Annotated in this window: 13 protein-coding genes; 6 read left to right on the top strand and 7 right to left on the bottom strand. The window is 69.9% G+C overall.

Annotated features, from left to right (window positions below):
• Nucleotides 1–24 precede the first annotated feature (24 nt).
• Nucleotides 25–318, top strand: a complete 294-nt coding sequence (locus tag C8258_RS20700; protein ID WP_051025322.1) for a hypothetical protein — start codon at nucleotides 25–27, stop codon at nucleotides 316–318.
• A complete protein-coding gene (locus tag C8258_RS20695) occupies nucleotides 315–638 on the top strand; it encodes a CopG family transcriptional regulator (RefSeq protein WP_143860283.1) in 324 nt (107 codons plus the stop codon). Before C8258_RS20700 ends, C8258_RS20695 begins: the two co-directional genes overlap by 4 nt.
• 17 nt (nucleotides 639–655) lie before the next feature.
• Here C8258_RS20695 and C8258_RS20690 read toward each other — a convergent pair whose 3' ends face one another.
• Nucleotides 656–2134, bottom strand: coding sequence for a DNA mismatch repair protein (locus C8258_RS20690; RefSeq protein ID WP_106956629.1), 1479 nt, complete (start codon nucleotides 2132–2134; stop codon nucleotides 656–658).
• On the bottom strand, nucleotides 2131–3651 hold the full coding sequence (locus C8258_RS20685; protein ID WP_106956628.1) for a DNA mismatch repair protein MutS: 1521 nt from the start codon (nucleotides 3649–3651) through the stop codon (nucleotides 2131–2133). The genes C8258_RS20690 and C8258_RS20685 overlap by 4 nt, the downstream gene beginning before the upstream one ends.
• Before the next feature lie 175 nt (nucleotides 3652–3826).
• Between C8258_RS20685 and C8258_RS20680 the strand changes: the two genes are divergently transcribed.
• From C8258_RS20680 to C8258_RS20670, 3 genes are all read left to right on the top strand, one after another.
• A complete protein-coding gene (locus tag C8258_RS20680) occupies nucleotides 3827–4270 on the top strand; it encodes a MarR family winged helix-turn-helix transcriptional regulator (protein WP_106956627.1) in 444 nt (147 codons plus the stop codon).
• 105 nt (nucleotides 4271–4375) lie between these two features.
• Nucleotides 4376–4939 (top strand): isochorismatase family protein, encoded by a 564-nt coding sequence (locus C8258_RS20675; protein ID WP_106956626.1) that lies wholly within the window; start codon nucleotides 4376–4378, stop codon nucleotides 4937–4939.
• A complete protein-coding gene (locus C8258_RS20670; RefSeq protein ID WP_106956625.1) occupies nucleotides 4936–6351 on the top strand; it encodes an MFS transporter in 1416 nt (471 codons plus the stop codon). Before C8258_RS20675 ends, C8258_RS20670 begins: the two co-directional genes overlap by 4 nt.
• Here C8258_RS20670 and C8258_RS20665 read toward each other — a convergent pair.
• From C8258_RS20665 to C8258_RS20645, 5 genes are all read right to left on the bottom strand, one after another.
• Entirely contained in the window at nucleotides 6342–7298 is a 957-nt protein-coding gene (locus C8258_RS20665; RefSeq protein ID WP_106956624.1) for an SRPBCC family protein, read from the bottom strand. The genes C8258_RS20670 and C8258_RS20665 overlap by 10 nt on opposite strands.
• On the bottom strand, nucleotides 7291–7656 hold the full coding sequence (locus C8258_RS20660) for a helix-turn-helix transcriptional regulator (RefSeq protein ID WP_106956623.1): 366 nt from the start codon (nucleotides 7654–7656) through the stop codon (nucleotides 7291–7293). Before C8258_RS20660 ends, C8258_RS20665 begins: the two co-directional genes overlap by 8 nt.
• Before the next feature lie 47 nt (nucleotides 7657–7703).
• A complete protein-coding gene (locus tag C8258_RS20655) occupies nucleotides 7704–8915 on the bottom strand; it encodes a TerC/Alx family metal homeostasis membrane protein (RefSeq protein ID WP_106956622.1) in 1212 nt (403 codons plus the stop codon).
• Nucleotides 8916–9054: 139 nt separating this feature from the next.
• A complete protein-coding gene (gene katG, locus C8258_RS20650) occupies nucleotides 9055–11280 on the bottom strand; it encodes a catalase/peroxidase HPI (protein ID WP_106956621.1) in 2226 nt (741 codons plus the stop codon).
• Between the two features lie 36 nt (nucleotides 11281–11316).
• Nucleotides 11317–11730, bottom strand: coding sequence for a Fur family transcriptional regulator (locus tag C8258_RS20645; RefSeq protein ID WP_369974793.1), 414 nt, complete (start codon nucleotides 11728–11730; stop codon nucleotides 11317–11319).
• A gap of 909 nt (nucleotides 11731–12639) precedes the next feature.
• Here C8258_RS20645 and C8258_RS20640 point away from each other — a divergent pair.
• On the top strand, nucleotides 12640–21823 hold a 9184-nt coding region (locus C8258_RS20640), incomplete at its 3' end, for a non-ribosomal peptide synthetase (RefSeq protein WP_233225226.1).

Raw genomic sequence — 21823 nt, 5'->3', positions numbered from 1 at the left:
ATACGCGGGTATTATGGTGGCTGCGTGGAGTACGCATGGTGGATCGGAATCCACTCGTTCCTGGATCGTGCCGAGGTGGCGCCCTGGGAGGTGATGGAGGTGCTGTATTCGTCGCGGCGCTGGCCGCGCCCGGCCCGCACCCCGGAAGGGCTGCCCGTCACCACGGTATGGGGCCGCACCGATGCGGGTCGTCCGCTGGTGGTGATGCTGCGGATGCGGCCGTCGCCGGAGTCGGCCGGCACCTGGGAGATCGTGATGGCCGCGCAGATGCGCCCGCAGCAGCTCGAGGAATACACCGCATGGGAGGCGAACCGATGACCGACAAGCACATCTTCGAACCGAAGCCCGGCGCCGACCCGCAGGCGGTCGTGGACGCCCTGGTCTTCGACGACACCGCCGCCGCACCCGCGCTGCCGCCGACCGGCGAGGAGATCGAACGCGGCATGGTCACCACCTCCCTGAAACTGCCGAAGGATCTGCGCGACCGGATCCGGGAGGCGGCCGCCGAACACTGCATCACCCCCTCGATGCTGATTCGCCAATACATCGAGATGGGCTTGCTCGCCGAACAACCCGGCCGGATGATCCCGCTCTCGGATGCGATCCGGGTGCTGAGCAGTCTGCGTCCCTCGGCCTGAGACGCGGGCGGTGCCCGTCAGTGTCCGAGGGCGTCGAATTCGGTGGCGGCCCACAGGTCGTAGCCGTGACCGCCGGGCTCGGGCGTGCCGGGCACGATGCGGTGGGTGCGGGTGCCGTCGGGGCGGCGTTCGGCACGCAGGAACAGATCGCCCGGGTGCGCGTCGGCGTGGCGGGTGCGGGCGTAGTCGTGAAGGTGGGTGACGAACACGACCTTCACCCCGGCCTCGGTGAGCGCGCGCAACAGCGGCCCGGCGATACGGCCGGCGTCGCGTTCGCCGGTGGAGGCGAACGCCTCGTTGCACAGCAGCATCCCGTGCGGCCCGATCCGGTCGACCACGGCGTTCATCCGGACCAGTTCGTCGGCGAGTTTGCCGTAGGACAGGGTGTGGTCCTCGTCGCGGGCGAAGTGGGTGAACACCCCGTCGCGGACGTCGGCGGCGAATTCCTCGGCGAGGACGAGCATTCCGGCCTGCATCATCAGTTGCGCGGCGCCGAGGCTGCGCAGGAACGTGGATTTGCCGCCGTTGTTGGCGCCGGTGACGATCAGCAGCGATCGTCCGTCGGCAGCGAGGTCGCTACCCGTGACGGTCGCGGGGGCAGCGCCCAGGGCCAAGGTGATGTCGCGCAGCCCTCGGCAGCGCAGCCGGGGCGTGCCGGGTGGGTGGGGATGTGGCAGGCAGTAGGGAATCGCGGTGCGGTCGAGGCGGTCTCGCAGGATCAGGCAGCCGAGGTAGAAGGCGGTTTCGTCGCGTAAGCGCAGGAAGAAGCCGTGCAACTCGTCGGCGGCTGCGGCGACCACGTCCGCGAGTTCGGCCAGCGCGTGATCCTTCAGCTGCATCACCGGATCGGAGGTGAGGTCACCGTCGGCGATCGCGTCGAAAACGCTTGCGCCGCGCGATAATCCGAATCGTGTCCGGCGCGGCGGCGGTGGCCGGTGGACCACGACGTCGGTGATCTTGTTGCCGGCGCCCAGGCCTGCTTCGAACTCGACTCCGTGGTCGAAGCGCAGCACGCTCAGTTCGTCGCGAACCGCTTGCAGGTAGGTGTCGTCGAACTGTTTCGTGGTGGCGATCAGGTCGGTCCAGCCCGCGGCGGTGACGCGGTCGCCGTCGCGTTCGAGCAGGATGCGCAGTCGGCGCAGCAATTCGAGCTGTTCGGTGAACGGTGGCAGCGCGAGCACCAGTGTGCCGTTGGCTCGCCGCCCGGCGGTGGATGTCCAGCGCCGCACCGCGGTCGCGCTGGTGGCGATGTCGTGGACGGCGCGCACGAGGTGCGGATTCGCGCAGCAGTCGGTGAGCACGGCGTGGCGGTGGGAGATCACCGCCGGATCGGCCGGGGCGGTGGCGATCACGGCCCGCACCGCGTCGGCGGCCGCCGGGTCGCTGTCGGCGATCGTGTCGAACAGTGCGGACAGGCCCAGATCCTCGACGGCGGTGTCGCCGAGCGCGGTGGGCGCGGGTGTGGTGTCGCCGGGGTAGAGCAGCCGGACCCTCATCGCGCCAGCCTCGTAGCCACCGCGTCGTAGCCGAGTCCGAAGCGGTCGGCGAGTTCGGTGGCGTAGGCGTGGCCGTCGGCGGGGCGGCGCACGATGCGGTAGCTGCGGTGTGCGCGGTCGTCCGGGTCGGTCAGTGCCACCATCGACACCACCTCGGGTCCGGCCTCGGCGAGGTCGTCGAAGAAGCTCACCCACACCCCCCACGCGCCGCGTCGCACGATGTGGGCCAGGACCTCGCCGGCGATGCGCACACCGTCGTGGGTGGTGGTCGTGGAGAAACTCTCGTTGAGCACGATCAGGGTGTCCGCGCTCGCGGTGCGCAGAATCTCGCGCATCGACCGCAGGTCCGCCAGCAGCCTTCCGTCCGGGTCGCCGGCATGTTCGGCGCGTTCGAAGTGGGTGTGGATGCGATCGGGCAACGGCAGCCGCGCCGTCTGCGCGGGCACCGGGGCGCCGAGCGCGGCGAAGTACACCAGTTGCCCGATCGTGCGCGCGAAGGTCGTTTTGCCGCCCTGGTTGGGGCCGGTGACCACCGCCAGCCGTTGCGGGCCTTCGAGCCGGAAGTCGTTGCACACCACAGGGTTCGGCGAGCGCATAGCGAGTGCGAGGTCGTAGGCGCGGTCGGCGTGGATCGGTTCGCCCGGTGTGGCGATCTCGGGCAGGCACACACTGCGCCCGGTTCCGGCGGCGCGGTGGGCGAAGCGGCGGTAGCGCAGATAGAACTGCATGCCTCGGTCGAAGTCGGCCACCTCGGGGGCGATGACATCACGATGGCGGGTGGCGAATTCGGCCAGTCGCGCGAACGGCGCCGGATACCGGGCGGCGACCCGGTCGAGGATCTGCTCCTCGGTCTGGTTCATATCCGGCCACTCCGGTCGCGGGCGCGGGTCGTGGCGGTGGGGTGCGCCGAAGCGGGCGAGCAGCTGTGTCACGGCGGCGGTGTAGTCGAGGGCGGGGCGGGCGGCGCTCACCTCGAGGGTGCGGTCGACGATCCGCAGCCCGTACCGCACCTGGGCCAGCGCAGCCTGTGTGGCGTCGATGTCGTCGGCCAGTGCGCGCAGATCCGTACTCGCGCAATAGGTGTCGAGGTAGGTGCGCCACCGCAGCAGGGCCCGCGATCGCAGGGGCAGTCGTGCGGTCGTGGTATGCAGCGCGGTCACCGCCGTCACGTAGTCGGCGGCGGCGTCGAGGTGCAGGCGGTGGCGCTGATGGGGGTGAAACAGCTCGCCCGCGACGCGCAGCCGGCGCCGCACCCGCCACATAGCGATCACGAAATCTTCCGCGGCGGAGTGGGTTTCGCTGTCGTCGAGGTCGGTGAACACTTCCTGGCGGAATCGGACGGTGTCGGGATCACGGACCGGGCGGTGCAGCAGGGCGGTGAGATCGTGGTCATCGGTCTCGCCGACGATGGCGGTGATCAGCGGTGCGATCTCCAGATCGGTCAGCGCGTCCTCGCCGACCTCGACGGAGGCCACGTGCTCGGCCGGCACCGGCCACAACACGCTGACGGTCTGCATTCCCCACCCACTTCCCACGCCGGCCGGATCGGATGAACGACCCGGTAGGGGGCTTTTCGGTCAGGCTAGCCACATCACTTACCGGCCGTCAAGTAATCGCTATCGCCTGGGCGAAGCCGATGTGAAGTTGTGCAGCCAACTACACAGTTAGCTTAGTAAATGGTACGGTGGAGTCATGTCCGGAAAGCCTGCGCCCACAGCCGCCGCGGTGGCGAGCGATCTGCGTGTCGCCGTCAGCCGGCTGCTGCGGCAGTTGCGTGCTCAGGCCGAGGGCAGCGACCTCACCAAATCCCAGAGCTCGGTCCTCATCCGCCTCGAACAGGGCGGGCCCGCCACGGCCACCCAACTGGCTCACGCGGCGGGAATGCGCCCGCAATCGATGGCGAAAATCGTTCGTGCGCTGGAAGACGCGGGTCTCATCGCGGGCACACCCGATCCGGCCGACGGCCGCAAAACCGTCCTGGACTTGACCGACGCCGCCCGCGACGAATTCCGCACCGGCCGCCGCGCGAAAGAGGACTGGCTCACCCGCGTCATCGAGGCCGAATTCACCGACGCCGAAATCCGGCAACTCGCCGCCGCGATCGACCTGCTCGACCGCATCGGCCGCGCCGGCTGACGAGCGCCCACAACCGAAATCCGCGACCCGGCCACCGGGCCCGCGCGTCCCCGCGCGCGCCGCACCCGGTGCTCCGAAACTCGCACGCCAGCAAAGGAATTCGTCATGCCCGTCACCACCTTGGACCCGGCCACCGCCCTCATCGTGATCGATTTGCAGCAGGGCATCGTCGGGCGGCCGCTGGCACATCCGGTGGAACCGGTGATCGCGCGCGCGGCCACGCTCGCCCAAGCCTTCCGCGACCGTGACCTGCCGGTTGTGCTGGTCAACGTCGCCGGTACCCCGCCGGGGCGCACCGACGCCGGCGCCACCACCATGACCGATCTGCCGCCGGACTGGACGGCCCTCATCCCGCAGATGCGGCCGCATCCGGGCGATATCCAGGTGACCAAGCACGCCCGCAGCGCCTTCGCCGGTACCGGGCTGGCCGACCGGTTGCGCGCCGACGGAGTCACCCAGGTGGTGGTCGTGGGCATCGCCACCGGCGCCGGTGTCGAATCGACCGCCCGCGACGCCCACGAACAGGGGTTCCACGTCACACTGCCCGTCGACGCGATGACCGATCCCGACGGCGAACGCCACGACCACAGCATCACCCACATCTTCGGCCGCATCGCCGAAACCGGCACCACCGACGACGTGCTACAGACATTGGCGGCCCGCTCGTGACAGCCGCCCCCGCCGATACCGCGCCCGTCCGCAGCGACCCGTTCACCGCCCGCTTCGTGGGGCCGCTGCTGCTGGGCTCGACCCTCAACCCGATCAACACCTCCACTATCGCCACCGCTCTCGTGGGCATCGGCGTCGACTTCCACCGGGGCCCCGGCACCACCGCCGTGCTCATCTCGGTGCTGTATCTGTGCAGCGCCGTCGCCCAGCCCACCATGGGTAAACTCGCTACCCTGTTCGGGCCGCGGCGCGTATTCACCAGCGGGCTGATCATTCTGATCGCGGCCGGTGTGATCGGCGCCTCCGCACCGGCTTTCGGATTCCTGGTGGTGTCGCGGGCGCTCATCGGGATCGGCACCTCGGCGGCGTTTCCCACCGCGATGGCGCTGGTGCGGCGGCGCGCCGACGACGCCGGGACGGGGGTGCCGGCGCGGGTGCTGGGTAATTTCTCGATCGCCGCGCAGGTGACCTCCGTGGTGGGGCTGCCGCTGGGTGGACTGCTGGCGGGGGTTTTCGGTTGGCGCGCGATCTTTTTCGTCAACATCCCGCTCGCGCTGGTCGCGCTGGTAGCGACGCTGACCGGTGTGCCGAAGGATGAACCGCGCCGCCGCGATCAGGGGTCGCTGCCGGCCGCGATCGACATCGTCGGCATCGGCCTGTTCGCCGGTGCGGTGATCGGCATGCTGACGTTCCTGTCGGATCTGCGCTCACCGCTGTGGTGGTTGCTGCCGGTGACGCTGGGGGTGGCCGCCGCGCTGGTGGCGTGGGAGTGGCGGGCCCGCAGCCCGCTCATCGATGTGCGGATGCTGACTCGCAACGGCGGGCTGTTGCGCACCTACCTGCGGCAGGCGGTGGTGTCGCTGGGCACCTACACCGCCCTCTACGGGACCAGCCAGTGGATGGAACAGGCCGCGCACTACAGCGCCTCCCAGGTGGGGTTGATCCTGCTGCCGCTGTCGGCGATCAGCATCGTCATCGCGCGCCTGGTGTCCAATCGCGGCTGGGTGCGGGTGCCGCTGGCCGCCAGCGGTGCGGCGTTGATCGCGACCGGGCTGGTGATGGTCGTGATCACGCACGACTCGCCGGTGATCATGCTGATCGCGATGTCGCTGCTGTTCGGAGTGGCCAGCGGCGCCAGCGGGTTCGCCAACCAGGCCGCGCTGTACGTGCAGGCGCCGGCCCGGCAGGTCGCGGTGGCGTCGGGGCTGTATCGCACCTTCGCCTATATGGGGGCGATCTTCTCCTCCAGCCTGATCGCGCTGACCTTCGGTTCGGCCACCACCGACGCCGGATTGCATGCCATCGCGTGGGTGATCGCCGGTCTCGGTGTCGCCGTCGCGCTGATGACGTTGCTGGACACCACGATTCCGGTCCGCACCGGCCGGGGGGGCGGCGCGGTGACTCAACTGTAGGTGGCGGTCAGTTCGATGACGCGCTGCCGCGGCCACGGGCATCGGATCTCGCCCTGGGTGGCGGCGAAGAACAGTTCGAACTGCACCTGCCAGGCGGCCAGCAATGCGGCGCGGTGCGCGGCGAGGCGGTGGGGCAGGGTGTGGGTGAAGTCGACGCGGGTGCCCAGTCGCGGATCGGCGACGATCTTCCACCGCGCCCGTCCCGCCGGCTGCCCGTCCACCGACACCTCGTATTCCAGCAGCCGCGGCGGATCGCATGCGGTGAGCGGTCCGGGTTCGATCTGCGGGTTGGTCGCGCGGGCGGGTGGCATCGCACCGACGCGCGGCGACTGGTCCTCGACCAGGATCGCCCAGATCGTGTCCGCGGGCCGCCACACCAGATCACGCGAAAACCGCAGCACCACATCGGATTCGGGGTCCGCGCCCGGTTCGGCGCTGCCGCGGGCCAGCCCGAACTTGTCGATATAGGCTTCGGCTCGCGCCAGCCATCCGGTGGCCGGGTCCTCGCGCACCTCGGTCTCGTCGAGTGCGGCGGTCAGGCTCGTCAGGCAGCCGTCCCATCCGGCGGCGGTGCGGGCGGCGCCCAGGCGGCCGGTCGGGCCGTCGCCGAGGGCGTGGGTGAACACCATCCGGCAGCCGTCGCCGTCGGCGATCAGTTCGAATCGCAGTACGTCGCGGTTCCAGCGGAACATGAACACCTTCGGCGGATCGACCTCGAGGACTTCTCCGTCCCAGCTGTCGTCGACGGGCGCTTCGTCGTCGAAGACGAACCGCATCGGCGCGCCGGGGCGCAGTTCGGTCTGCACGGCGGCGGGAAACCACGCCGTCATCTGCTGCGGATCGCTGATGGCCCGCCACACGCGTTCGCGGGGGTGGGCGAAGCGGCGCTCGAATCGCAACGTCGGGGTGCCGTCGATCGTGGTCAGTTCGGCGGACGGGTCACTCATCGTCATCACTCCTCGCGGTCTCGGCATCGGTGGGTGGGGTGCTGTCGTCGGCGGCGGCCAGGACGTCGAGGTGGCGGGCCAGCGCGTCGAGGCTGGTGTCCCACAGCTGCCGGTAGGGGGCCAGCCACAGGTCGATCTCGGTGAGCGGCTGCGGTCGCAGCCGATACCAGCGGCGTTGGGCGTCGTGGCGGACCTCGACCAGTCCGGCGCCGCGCAGGATCTTCAGATGTTTCGACACCGTCGGCTGCGCGAGCCGCAGCTCCGTGACCAGTTCGCCGACCAGGTGTTCGCGCCGGCGCAGCAGGTCCAGGATTTCGCGGCGCCGCGGTTCGGCCAGCGCCTCGAACGTAGATGCCATATCGGCAATATAGCCGAACTAGAATATAATGGGGAGGGTTCGGGCAGTCACATGCGCAGCGGCAGGCCGGCGCGGATGCGCTCCATGCGGTCCTCGTGCACGACGTGCGCGCGGTCGAGAAGCGTGGTCAGGTCGTCGGCGCGGAAGCGGTGCACATATTTGTCCGGCAGTCCGGCCATGGCCCGTTCCGAGTCCAGCATGCGCGCGTAGGTGCGTTCGCGCACGGCCTGGTCGGCCTCGTAGCCCAGATCGAGGTAGCGGGTGGCGTAGCGGCGGGCTCCGGCGACGGCGGTCTGCGCGCGCCCGGCCGGGCTCCACAGCGAAACCACCACTGTCACAACGAGAATCGCGACGATCACGACCAGCGACCACCCGGTGGGGATCTCGGCCACCGGCACCGGGTCGCCGTCGTTGACGAACGGCACGCTGTTGTGATGCAGGGCGTGCAGGATCAGCTTCACACCGATGAAGCCGAGCACGGCGGCCAGCCCGAAACCGAGGTAGATCAGCCGGTCCAGCAGTCCCTCGAGCAGGAAGAACAGCTGCCGCAAACCCAGCAGCGAGAACGCCGTGGCGGTGAACACCAGGAACACGTTCTGGGTCAGGCCGAAGATCGCGGGAATCGAGTCGAGGGCGAACAGCACGTCGGTGCCGCCGATCGCGATCATCGCCGACATCATCGGGGTCAACCGGCGCCGCCCGTCCACGATCGTGGTCATCGCGTCACCGTCGTAGAAGTCGGTGGTGCGCAACAGTTTCCGGGTCGCCCGCACTACGAACCCGTCACCGGAGTGGGTGTCCTCGCTCTCGGGGCGCAGCATATTGCCCGCGGTCACCAGCAGCACCCCGCCGAACAGGTAGAACACCCACGCGAAACGGTTGATCAGCGTCGCCCCGAGGAAGATGAACCCGGTGCGCGCCACCAGCGAGATCACGATCCCCACCAGCAGCACCTTCTGCTGGGCGGCCGCGGGCACCCGGAAGGCGGTGAAGATCACCAGGAAGACGAACAGGTTGTCCACCGACAACGCCTTCTCGGTGATGTAGCCGGCGAAGTATTCGACCCCCATCTCCGATCCGCCCAGCCCCCACACCACGAACCCGAACGCCACGGCGATACCGATGTAGGCCGCCGACCATGCCGCCGACTCACGCAGTGTCGGGGAATGCGCACCGCGCACGTGGAAGACGAAGTCGAACGCCAGCAGCACGACGATCAGCGCCAGCGCACCGGCCCATGCCAGCAGCGGAACGGTCACGGCGGCCTCCTGTGCCCGAGGGGTCTCGGGTGACTGTAGCGTCCGCGCTCACGCAGCCGCGGCGATCGCCATGCTCGCCCGGACGCCCGGATGCCCCGCGCACCGGCGGTGGTGCGCGGGGCATCCGGGCGATACGGGATCAGGCCAGGTCGAACCGGTCGGCGTTCATCACCTTGTCCCAGGCGGCGATGAAATCGTCGACGAACTTGGCCTTGGCGTCGTCGGCGGCATACACCTCGGCCAGCGCCCGCAGTTGCGAGTTCGAGCCGAACACCAGATCGACGCGGCTGCCGGTCCAGCGCTGTTCGCCGGTGGCGCGGTCCGTGCCGATGTAGGTGCCGTCGTCGGCGGGCGACGGCTTCCACTCGGTGCTCATGTCGAGCAGGTTGACGAAGAAGTCGTTGCTCAGCACACCGGGATTGTCGGTGAGCACACCCAGCGGCGACTGTTTGTGGTTGGCGCCGAGCACGCGCAGACCGCCCACGAGCACGGTCATCTCCGGCGCGGTCAGCCGCAGCAGGTTCGCCTTGTCGACCAGCAGATACTCCGCCGGCAGACGGGTGCCCTTGCCGAGGTAGTTGCGGAAACCGTCGGCCTTGGGCTCGAGGGCGGAGAACGACTCCACGTCGGTCTGCTCCTGAGTGGCGTCGCTGCGGCCCGGGGTGAACGGGACGGTCGCCCCGAAACCGGCGTCGCGGGCGGCCTTCTCGATCGCCGCGACACCGCCGAGCACCACCACATCGGCGAACGAGACGCGCACGCTGCCCGACTGTTCGGTGTTGAACGCCTCCTGGATCGCTTCCAGGGTGCGGATCACCTGGGCCAGCTCGTCGGGATCGTTGACCTCCCAGCCGTTCTGCGGTTGCAGCCGCAACCGGCCGCCGTTGGCGCCGCCGCGTTTGTCGCTGCCGCGGAACGAGGACGCCGCCGCCCACGCCGTGGACACCAGCTGCGGCACCGTCAGGCCCGAATCCAGGATGCGCGCCTTGAGGGTGGTGATCTCGGCGTCACCGATCAGGTCGTGATCGACGGCCGGGATCGGGTCCTGCCACAGCAGGGTCTCCTCGGGCACCAGCGGACCCAGATACCGGGATTTGGGTCCCATATCGCGGTGGATCAGCTTGTACCAGGCCTTGGCGAACTCCTGCGCCAGTTCCTCGGGATGGTCGAGCCAGCGCCGCGTGATCGGCCCGTAGATGGGGTCCAGGCGCAGCGACAGGTCGGTGGTCAGCATCGCGGGGGCCTGGGTCTTGGACGGGTCGTGGGCGTCGGGCACCGTGCCCGCGCCGGCGCCGTCCTTGGGCACCCACTGCCACGCCCCGGCGGGGCTCTTGGTCTGCTCCCATTCGTAGCCGTAGAGGGTTTCGAGGAAGCTGTTGTCCCACTGGGTCGGGGTCGGGGTCCACGTCACCTCGATACCGCTGGTGATCGCGTCCTTGCCGACACCGGTGCCGAACGAGCTCTTCCAGCCCAGGCCCAGCTGCTCGAGCGGCGCGGCTTCGGGTTCGGGGCCGACGTTGTCGGCGGGTCCCGCGCCGTGGGTCTTGCCGAAGGTGTGCCCGCCGACGATCAGCGCCGCGGTCTCCACATCGTTCATCGCCATCCGGTGGAACGTCTCGCGGATGTCGATCGCGGCGGCCAGCGGATCCGGATTGCCGTTGGGCCCTTCGGGATTGACGTAGATCAGGCCCATCTGCACGGCCGCGAGCGGGTTCTCCAGATCGCGCTGACCGGAGTAGCGGTCATCGCCGAGCCATTCCAGCTCCGGACCCCAGTACACCTCCTCGGGCTCCCATTCGTCGACGCGGCCGCCGCCGAAGCCGAAGGTCTGGAAACCCATGTGCTCGAGGGCGACGTTGCCGGTGTAGACGATGAGGTCGGCCCATGACAGTTTGCGGCCGTACTTCTGTTTCACCGGCCACAGCAGCCGCCGCGCCTTGTCCAGGCTGGCGTTGTCGGGCCAGCTGTTGAGCGGGGCGAAGCGCTGCATACCGGATCCGGCGCCGCCGCGGCCGTCCTCGATGCGGTAGGTGCCGGCCGCATGCCAGGCCATGCGGATGAACAGGGGACCGTAGTGACCGAAGTCGGCCGGCCACCAGTCCTGCGAGGTCGTCATCACCTCGATGATGTCGGCCTTGACCGCCGCCAGATCCAGGGTGGCGAATTCGGCGGCATAGTCGTAGTCCGCGCCGAACGGGTGAATTTCGGCCGGATTGTGTTGCAGCACTTTGAGGTTGAGTTGTTCCGGCCACCAGTCGCGGTTACCGCCACCTTCGACCGGTCGCTTCATGCGGCCGACGACGGGGCATCCGCTCTCGGGCGGTTCGGTGTTGGCCTCGGCGATAGGTGGATGTTCCTCAGGCACGGTATTTCCTTTCCGAGAGAGTGAAACGGGCTGTGATCACGGGTTCGATCGAGACGTCGGCAGGGAACAGGAGGGGCACAGCCCCCAGTAGATGACCTCGGCCTCGTGGAGGACGAAGCCGTTGTCGTCGGCGGCGGTCAGGCACGGTGCGTCGCCGACCGCGCAGTCGACGTCGGCGATGACGCCGCAGGAGCGGCACACCAGATGGTGGTGGTTGTCGCCGACGCGGGTCTCGTAGCGCGCGACCGATCCCATCGGCTGGATCCGGCGCAGCAGACCGGCCTCGGTCAGCGCCCGCAGCACGTCGTAGACGGCCTGATGGGAGACCGTGCCGAGGGTGCCGCGGACCAGGCCGAGGATGGTGTCGGTGTCGGAGTGCGGGTGGTCGGCCACAGCGGTCAGCACCGCGATCCGCGGGGCTGTCACCCGCAGCGCGGCCCGGCGCAGCATGCGCTCGAAATCCGCCGTAGTGGACACGGTCCGAAGTATGACTCATTCAAGTAACCGGTAGGTGCGGATTTGAGAACCCAGTTTCCGGACCTCTGCCCTCCGGCGCGGAACCGGCGGGTCGCACCCGCGGTATCGCGCGCTCGGCGGCCGCGAGCGGGCCCCGGGCGGACCGGGTACCTCGCTGCGTTACAGGTCCCGCGCCGCCGAAATCTGTGATTGTTGTGATTTCTGTGGTTTCTGATGCCGGTGACCACACCGAAATTCGAGCCTCGTCGGGGCTCGATTTCATAACGACCGTCACGGAAACCGCGGGCCGCGACCCGGAGCGTCCCGTTCTTCCCGCGTCCGACCGGGTGAAAGTCCGGCTATCCGGTACCGGGGAAACTTCGCAGTTATCAAAAAATTACTTTTTATCCGGGCGTGTCCCGCCACCGAATCTACCTACGACACACTGCCGTGAGGCTTCACGTGCCAGAAGGTGATCCGGTGAACGCGATGAATACCAACGATGTGGGTAACCCGCCCGCTCCGCCGGGCCCGCTCACGGGCCACGCCGTCCCGCATGAGGTATGCGGCCGGCACGGCGGCGGTGACGGCTCCGAACCCCGGGGTGGCGTCGAATCCGCGGACCGGCGATCACGCGATCACCGGCTCCGCCGCAAACGCAGGCACTGACCTGGCCCGACGGTCCACGGGGGCGGTCGGCGCGGCGTGTCGGGGCGCCGTGACGACCGCCTTCGCGCCCGGACGAACATCCGCCCACAGCACCGCGCGGGCGTTGTTCGTCGCGCCTGAATAAATTCCGGGCGCATATTTCGACCTGCTTCACGCATTACGGCGAACGTCGTTTCGGAGAACGGTCCGGCGTCTTATCACTGCGTCGAAGTAAAGAGATCCGATGGAGGACCGGTGACCCAATTCAAAAGCAACTTCGGCGGCGATCGACAGACCCCGAAGTCACCGCGGATCGGGGCAGCGCCACTCGGCGGTCACCAGGCATCCGGTACCGGAACACACGCACACGGCTCGGGACACGTATTCCCGCGCCCGGCCCCGGACGGGGTATTCAAGCTGACCGCGGCGCAGCGCGGAATATGGTTCGCCCAGCACCTTGCGGGGGAGTCGCCGATTTCGGTGGCGCAATACGTCGAAATCGTCGGCGAATTGGATATCGACCTGCTCGTCGAAGCCTGCCGCGCCGCGAGCATCGAATTCGGATCCGGGCATCTGCACATCATCGAGGTCGACGGCGAACCCTGCCAGTACGTCGACCACTTCCGCGGCGCCCCGATCTCGGTGGTGGATCTGCGCCGCCACGCCGACCCGGTGGCCACCGCCCACCGGCTGATGACCGAGGACTACGCGGCACCCCTTGATCTGCTGCACGACCACCTCATGGTCTGTGTCATCTACCAGGTCGGCGACAACCACTACCTGTGGTATCAGCGCGCCCACCACATCGCCCTCGACGGCTTCGCCGCGGTGACCATGCTGCAGCGCATCACCGAGCTGTACAACGCGTGGTTGCGCGGTGAGGAGCCCGGCGCGGCCGCGGCGAAGGATCTGGCCGACATCACCGAACAGGACCTGGCGTACCGCGGGTCGACGCGCTTCGACAACGACCGCAACTACTGGACCGAACATCTGGCCGACGCCCCGCCGGTGGTCAGCCTCGCCGGTCGCGCCGCCGAACCGACCATCCATCCGGCGCTGGTCAGCGAAGCGCTCTCACCCGAGACCGCAGCACTGCTGGATGGCGTGGTCGCCGAGCGCAGCACGAGCGTGACACCGATCGTGGTCGCCGCCTTCGCCGCCTACCTGGCGCGGATGACCGGCAGCACGGAGGTGCTGCTGAGCCTGCCGGTGTCGGGCCGGCATTCGGCGATGCTGCGCCGATCCGGCGGCATGGTCGCCAATGTGGTGCCGCTGCGTGTGCGGGTCGGCTCCCGCAGCGTCGGCGAACTGATCGACGCCGTGCAGGGCGAGCTGACCAGCGCGCTGCGCCGCCAGCGCTACCGGCAGGAGGACATCTTCCGCGATATGGGCATCGCCCGCGACGAGACCGCCTCCTTCGGTCCCGCCGTGAACCTGATGATGATCGACAACGACGTCGTCCTCGGCGACACCACCGGTCACTTGCATGTGCTCACTTCCGGGCCCACCGCCGATCTGTTCGTCAACATCTATCCCGGCGCCGGCCGCGACAGCACCCACATCGATTTCCAGGGCAACCCGAACATCTACCGCCCCGACGAACTCGCCGGCCACCACGGCCGTTTCCTGATGTTCCTGCACGAATTCCTCTCCCGCGGAACCGATCACCGCATCGACCGGCTGCCGCTGCTCGCGCGGGCCGAACAGCAGCGGCTGCTGCCCGTGCACGGCGACGACGCGGTCGCGCCCCGGCTGCTGCCCGACATCCTCGCCGACAGCGCCTGCCGCCACCCCGCCTTCGACGCGATCGCCACACCCGAGACCACACTGACCTACGGTGAGCTCGACACCCGATCCTCCCAGCTGGCCCGGCAACTGATCACGCATGGCTGCGGACCTGGCACCACCGTCGCGATCATGCTGCGCCGCTCGATCGACTCGATCGTCGCCGCCTGGGCCGTCGCCAAATCCGGCGCCGCCATCGTGCAGGTGGACCCCGAATATCCGGCCAAACGCATCGAGCACATGATCGCCGACAGCGGCGCCGGTGTCGGCATCACCGTCGGCGCCTACCACGGCCGGCTGCCGCGCACGGTGACCCCGGTGGTGCTCGACGATCGCGGCACCGCCGCCGCCTGCCACAACACCACCGGCGCCCCGATCGGCGACAGCGAACGCCTGCGCCCGCTGCGCTCCGACGACCTCGCCTACATCACCTACACCTCCGGATCCACCGGCATCCCGAAAGGGGTGCAGGTCACCCACGCGGGGTTGGCGAACCTCATCGCCGACCGCAGCGACGTGTGCCGTGTGGACGCGACCGCGCGGGTGTCGTATGCGCTGTCACCCAGTTTCGACGCCTCGCTGGAACAGTTCCTGGTGTGCTTCGCCAACGGCGCGACCCTGCTGGTCGTCCCGCCCGAGGTGATCGGCGGCGACGAACTGACCGAACTGCTCGCCGCCCAGCACGTCACCCACCTCACCCTCACCCCGGCGATGCTGGCGACCGTGGATCCGCGGCAGCTGAGCGAACTGCGGGTGGTGGTGGTCGGCGGTGACGCGTGCCCGCCGCACGTGATCGAACGATGGACCCACACCGCGGTGATGTTCAACGAGTACGGGCCCACCGAAACCACCGTCACCGCCGCCAGCGCCGCCATCACACCAGGCGCCGATCTGACCGTCGGCGGCCCCATCCGCGGAATGTCGGCGATGGTGCTCGACCGCTACCTGCAGGCAGTTCCGGCCGGCACCGCGGGCGAGCTGTATCTGGCCGGGCCCGGGCTGGCGCGCGGCTACAGCCACCGGTTCGCCGAAACCGCGGCCCGTTTCGTCGCCGACCCCCACGGCGGGCCCGGAGCCCGCATGTACCGCACCGGCGATATGGCGCGCTGGGTGGGCGACGGACCCGTACCCGAGCTGGAGTTGCTGGGGCGCACCGACTTTCAGGTCAAGATCCGCGGCTACCGCATCGAGCCCGGCGAAATCGACGCCGCGCTCGCCGCCCACGCCGACGTCGACATCTCCGTCACCGTGCCGGTGCGCAACAACGCCGACGCCACCGTGCTGGCCTCCTATGTGGTGCCGGTGCGCGGCCGCCGCATCGACCCGCTGGAACTGCAACGCTTCGCCCGCGACACGCTGCCGCCGCATCTGGTGCCCGCGGTGATCATGGCGTTGGACACGCTCCCGATGAACGCGTTCGGCAAACTGGACCGCGCCGCCCTGCCCGCACCCGCCTTCGGCGCCGCACCGGCCGGCCGGGCGCCGTCCGGCCCGCGCGAACAGCGCGTGGCGGATCTGTTCGCCGAAATCCTGGACGTGGCCGGCGTCGGCGCCGACGACAGCTTCTTCGCCCTCGGCGGCGACAGCATCCTGTCCATCCAGCTGGTGGCGCGGGCCAAGGCAGAGGGGCTGAGCTTCTCCACCCAGGACGTGTTCGAACACAAGACGGTGGCCGGTCTGGCCGCGGTCGCCACCGACGCCGGCGGCGGCCCGCAACTGGCCGAACTGCCCGGCGGCGCGGTCGGACCCATGCCGCTGACCCCGATCATGTACGCGATGCTCGACCGCGGCCGATTCGACCGATTCGCGCAGGCCACCCTCATCGAACTGCCCGAACACGTCGACGACGCCGACCTGGTGGCGGCGCTGGCGGCGGTGCTGGAGCGCCACGACATGCTGCGCGCGGTCCTGCGCGGCGCCGGCTCGGGCGACCCGTCGGTCGAGGTCGCCGCACCCGGCACGGTCGCCGCCGCCGCACTGTTCGAGTCGGTGCGGTTGCCGCGCCGCGACGCCACCGAGATCGACGCCCGGTTGCAGGCGGCCGCCGACCGGCTCGATCCCGCCCACGGTGTGCTGGTGCACCTGGTGCGGATGAGCGACGACACCACCGGCCCCGACCTGATGTGGGTGGTGATCCACCACCTCGCGGTCGACGCGGTGTCGTGGCGGATCCTGCTCGCCGATCTGGCCGGCGCGTGGCAGCAGATCAGCGCCGGCACCGAACCCGCCTTCGGTCCTGTCACCACGTCGGTGCGGCGCTGGAGCCACGGACTCACCGAACAGGCCGCGAGCCGCCGCGCCGGTGAACTCGAGTTGTGGAAGAGCGTGCTCGCGCCGGGGGAGACGCTGCTCGGCACGCGACATCTGGACCCGGCACGCGACACCGTGGCCACCGCGGGCCGCGTCGAGGTGCGCGTGCCCGCCGACGTGTCCGAAGCGGTGCTCACCACCGTCCCGGCCCGCTTCCACGGCACACCCAACGATCCGCTGCTGGCGGCGCTGGCGCTGGCGCTGCGACAGTGGCGTCGCCACCGTGGCGCCGACACCGACACCGAACTGATCTCACTGGAAGGGCACGGCCGCGAGGAACACGCTGTGCCCGGCGCCGACCTCAGCTCCACCGTCGGCTGGTTCACCACCCGCTTCCCGGTGCGCCTGGACCTGCGCGGCGTCGACGCCGACGACGCGTTCGCCGGCGGCGCCGCCGCGGGAACGGCGATCGTGCGAGCCAAGGAACAGTTGCGCGCGATCCCCGACAACGGCATCGGCTACGGCATGCTGCGCTGCCTCGACCCCGACGCCGGCGCCGAACTGGCTGCCGTGCCCGAACCGCAGATCGCGTTCAACTACCTCGGCCGCGTCGGCGTGCACGAACAGTCCGGGCCGTGGACACCGACCACCGAATTCACCTCCCTCACCGCGACCGGCGACCCGGCGATGGCGCTGCCGGCCGTCCTGGATGTCAACGCGATCGCCGAACCCGGGCCCGACGGCCTCGAACTCGACGCCACCTGGGAATTCGCCACCGACGTGCTCGACACCGCGGACGTGGAGGAACTGGCCGGACTGTGGGTGCGGGCGCTGCGCGGGCTCGCCACCCATGCCCGCACCGACACCGCCGGCGGATTCACCCCCTCGGACTTCCCGCTCGTGGACCTCACCCAGGACGATATCGACCGCTGGCAGCTGGAATATCCGACCATGACCGACGTGTGGCCGCTGACCGCACTGCAGTCCGGTCTGCTGTTCCACGCCGTCTACGACACCGACCGCGCCGACGGCTACACCGTGCAGGCCACACTCACCCTCGACGGGCAGGTCGACACCGCCCGCATGCGGGTCGCGGCGCAAACCTTGATCGACCGCCACGACAGCCTGCGCACCGCCTTCGTCGAATCCGCCGCCGGGCCCCGCCAGATCGTGATGAGCGGCGTGCGCGCCGACTGGCACGACAGCGACCTCACCGACATCGCCGACGCCGGGGAACGCGCCCGCGAACGCCGCCGCATCACCGGCGCCGCGTCCGCCCCGTTCGACCCCGCCCGCCCGCCGCTGCTGCGTTTCCACCTGATCCGCACCGGCCCGAGCCGATTCGAACTGCTGCTCACCAACCATCACATCGTGCTCGACGGCTGGTCGATGCCGCTGCTGATCCACGAACTGCTCACCCTCTACGCCGCCGACGGCGACCCGGCCACCCTGCCATCGGCCGGCACCTACCGCGACTACCTGCACTGGCTGCACAACCAGGACCGCGACGCCGCGATCACCGCCTGGCGCGACGTGCTCGCCGGCATCGAGAGCCCGACCCTGGTCACCGGGCGCCCCGACCGGACCGTGCCCGCCGACAACGCCGACGTCAGCCGCAACCTGTCCGCCGAGACCACCGCCGCGATCACCGACCTGGCGCGCGCCTACGGTGTCACCGCCAACACCACCGTGCAGGTGGCGTGGGCGCTGCTGCTCACCACCTTGACCGGCCGCGCCGACATCGTGTTCGGCAACACCGTCTCCGACCGCCCACCCCAGCTGCCGGGAGTCGAACGCATGGTGGGGCTGTTCATCAACACCCTGCCCGTGCGGATCCGGCTCGAACCCGCCGAAACCGTCGCCGACCTGCTGACCAGGGTGCAGTCCGAACAGGCCGCCACCCTCGATCACCGGCATCTCGGGCTGGCCGAACTGCAACGCGCCACCGGCTTCGCCGACATGTTCGACACGGTGACCGTCCTCGAGTCCTATCCGCTCGATCGCGAACAACTGACCCACAATCTGCACGACGCCGGGCTGCGCCTCGTCGACATCGACGCCCACGACGCCACCCCGTACCCGCTGAGCCTGCAGGTGACCCCGCCGCGACCCGGCCGCGACAGCGACCCCGACGCGGCCACCGCCGCCACCCACACCGTGATGCTGCGCTTCTCCTGCGACCGGCTCGACACCGACACCGCCCGCACCCTGCTCGACCGCTACGAACAGATCCTCGACCAGATCACCGCCGACCCCACCGCGACCGTCGCCACGATCAGCGCCAGCTCGAATACCGAAGCGGCCGAACCGATTCCGGCGCGCAGCGCACCGGCCGGGCGCACCCTGCGCGACATCCTCGCCGACACCGCCCGCGCGCACCCGGACGCGGTGGCCGTGCGGGCCGGGACCACCACCCTCACCTATCGGGAACTCGCCGCGCGGGCCCACCGGCTCGCGCAGCGGCTGCTCGCCCGCGGCGCACGCCCGGAAACCGTTGTCGCCGTGGTCGTTCCGCGATCGATCGAACTGGCGGTCGCGATCTGGGCGGTCGCCGAAACCGGGGCGGCGTTCCTGCCGCTGGATCCGGGCAACCCCGGCGAACGCATCGCCGAACTGCTCGCCGACTCCGGCACCGCCCTCGGCGTCACGACCAGCGCCCTCGCGCACCGGCTTCCCAGCACCGTCGACTGGGTCCACGCCGACACCGACCTGACCGCCGAACCCGACACCACCACCGTGCACGAGGTGCGGCTCGACCACGCCGCCTACCTGATCTACACCTCCGGATCGACCGGCACCCCCAAAGCCGTGCACCTGACCCACCGCGGCCTCGCCGGACTGGCCGCCGCACACGCCGACGCATTCGGTGTCGACACCACCTCGACCGTCTTGCAGGTCGCCTCACCGGGATTCGACGCCTGCCTGTCGGAACTGCTGCTCGCCCACGGCCACGGCGCCGGCCTCGTGATCGCCCCGCCCGACGTCTACGGCGGCGCCGGACTCGAAGAACTGCTGCACACCCACGGGGTGACCCATGCCATCATCACCCCGTCGGTGCTCGACACGATGGATCCCGCGCACGTGCCGGCACTGACGACCATCGCGGTCGTCGGAGAAGCCACCAGCAGCGACCTCGTCACCCGCTGGGCACCCGGGCGGCGGCTGATGAACCACTACGGTCCCACCGAAACCACCGTGTGGGCCACCGGATCCGACACCCTGACCCCCGGCGAACCCGTCACCATCGGCACCCCGATCCACGGACTGTCGGTCACCGTGCGCGACATGTGGCTGCGGCCCGTCCCCGCCGGCGTGGCCGGCGAACTGTATGTGCGCGGCCCCGCCCTGGCCCGCGGCTACCTCGACCGCCCCGCCACCACCGCCGCCCGCTTCGTCGCCGACCCGGAATCGCCTCGCGGACAACGCCTCTACCGCACCGGCGACAGCGTGCGCTGGCTGCACACCCCGCACGGACCACAACTGGAATACCTCGGCCGCAGCGACCAGCAGGTCAAGATCCACGGGCTGCGCATCGAACCGGGGGAGATCGACGCCCGGCTGGCCCGCCACGACACCGTGGCCGCCGCCGCCACCGTCGACCGCCCCGGACCCGCCGGCGAACCCGTGCTGGTGTCCTACGTCGTCGCCGCACCCGGCGCCGCCCTCGACCCGGCCGCCCTGCACGCCGACCTGGAACGCGAACTGGCCCACTACATGAACCCGGCCGCCATCGTGGAACTGGCCGAGATGCCCCGCACCCCGGTCGGCAAGATCGACCGGAAAGCGTTGCGCGCACTCGACTTCCGGACCGACGAGACCGGGGGCCGGGCACCGGCCACCGCCGACGAACAACTCATGGCGAAACTGTTCGCCGAAGTCCTGCACCGCGACACCGTGTACGCCGACAGCAACTTCTTCACCCTCGGCGGCGACAGCATCGTTTCCATGCGCCTGGTGGCGTTGGCCCGCGAGGCCGGGCTCACCCTCACCCCACGCGACGTCTTCGAAGCCAAAACCGTTGCCGCCCTTGCCGAACTGGTTCGCGGCACCGTCGCCGCCGACCCCTCGCTGTCGCGCGAACCCGCCCACCGCGCCGAAGGCCGCCCCCCGCGCCCCGCGGACTTCCCGCTCGTCGAACTGACCACCGCCGACGTCGAACGACTCGACCACCGCTACCCGGAACTGGCCGACGTGTGGCCGCTGTCGCCGATGCAAGCCGGAATCCGCTTCCACTCCACCTACAATCCCGGCGCCGGCGACAACTACACCGTCCAGACCGCGATCGGCTTCACCGGCACCGTCGACGCCGAACGGCTGCGCCGCGCCGCCCAGGCCCTCGTCGACCGCCACGACATCCTGCGCGCCGCCTTCACCGACACCAGCGCCGGACCCTGCCAGATCGTGCTCGGCCACGCACCCGTCCGCTTCCGGCACATCGACCTCACCGACACCGACCACACCGGCCTCGACCGGGTGGCCGCCGACGACGCCGCCGAAGGGTTCGACCTGTCGGCACCGCCACTGATCCGGTTCACCCTGATCACCGTGCGCCCCGACACCTTCCGGCTGCTCGTCACCAACCACCACGTCATCCTCGACGGCTGGTCCATGCCGCTGCTGATGAGCGAACTACTCACGTACTACGCCACCCCCGCCCACATCGACACCGCCGAACCCGCCCCCAGCTACCGCGACTACCTGAGCTGGCTGCACCGCCAAGACCTCGCCGCCTCCACCGCCGCCTGGGCCCACGAATACGCCGACGTCGAATCACCCACCCGCGTCGCCCGCGCCGACGCCGCCCACCGCGACACCTCGGCCGGCGAAATCGACACCGTGCTGCCCGCGCAGCGCCTCACCGACCTGCGCCGCGTCGCCGCCGACGCGACCGTCACCGTCAACACCGCCGTCGCCGGGGCCTGGGCACTGACCCTGCGCGAACTCACCGGCGACACCGACGTCGTCTTCGGATCCGCCGTCTCCGGCCGGCCCCCCGAACTCCCGCAGGTCGACCGCACACTCGGCATGTTCCTCAACACCATCCCCGTGCGCGTCCCCCTGGACCCCACCCTGACCGTCGAGCAGCTGCTGACCCGCATCCAGCAACACCAGACCCGCATGCTCGACCACCACCACATCGGACTGCCCGACATCCACCGTGCCGCCGGAATGACCGCCCTGTTCGACACCGCCGTCGCCTTCCAGTCCTTCCCCGTCGACCGGCCCGCCCTGCAGCACCTCGTCGACGCCGCCGGCCTGCGCATCGACGACATCACCGGCGTCGACGCCACCCCGTACCCGCTCAGCCTCGTCGTCGCCCCCGAACCCACCGACACCCACACCGACCCCACCGCCGCCCCAGGGCTGCGCATCACCCTGCGCTACCTCGACGACGAATCCGACC

The sequence above is a fragment of the Nocardia sp. MDA0666 genome (assembly GCF_003023875.1).
Classification (GTDB): Bacteria; Actinomycetota; Actinomycetes; order Mycobacteriales; family Mycobacteriaceae; genus Nocardia; species Nocardia aobensis.
Note: the sequence above shows the minus strand (reverse complement) of the source record. Positions and strands in the feature narration are given on the sequence as shown.